The sequence below is a fragment of the Fundicoccus ignavus genome, from assembly GCF_009659375.1.
Classification (GTDB): domain Bacteria; phylum Bacillota; class Bacilli; order Lactobacillales; family Aerococcaceae; genus Fundicoccus; species Fundicoccus ignavus.
On record NZ_WJQT01000060.1, the window covers coordinates 1 to 634 of the forward strand.

1 protein-coding gene is annotated in these 634 nt (G+C 39.6%); it reads left to right on the forward strand.

The window, feature by feature from the left end; all coding sequences use genetic code 11:
• A partial coding sequence (locus tag GF867_RS13640) for an IS30 family transposase (RefSeq protein ID WP_153833628.1) occupies window positions 1–634 on the forward strand: 634 nt, incomplete at both ends.

The window sequence follows — 634 nt, forward strand, 5'->3', positions numbered from 1 at the left end:
ATACATATCTTACCATAGAAGAACGGTCAAAAATAGAAGTGCTTGTTCAAGAAGGTTATAAAATTAACCATATTGCGAACTTGTTAGGTCGTCATCGTTCAACTATTTATCGTGAACTTAATCGTTGTTCGACTCCATCCTATGTTGCGAAAGCTTCTCAAGCAGATGCGAATCAACTTGCTTCTCACAAAGGCAGAAAAGCAAAACATACACCCAAGTTGCTTGAGGATATTCAACATAAACTAGAAATGACCTGGTCACCCGAACAGATTGTGGGTCGAGATTATCAAGAGAAACTATCCTTTAAAACAATCTATAACTGGATTTATGAAGGCATCTTAAACGTTCCCTTACAAGTACTAAGACACAAAGGTAAAGGTCGCCAACCTCAAGAAACACGTGGTAAGTTCAATATTGGTCGCTCGATCTCCAAACGACCTAAGTCAGTTAGAAACAGACAAGAGTTTGGACATTGGGAATTGGATACAATGGTTTCTTCACGCGGAAAGAGTAAAGGTTGTTTAGCGACCTTCGCAGAGCGTAAAAGTCGTTTATACCTTGCTTTTCTGATACCTAACCGCACTAAAGACGCTATGCACAATGCAATTGAGCAGTTAACAAGTAATCTGCCGGT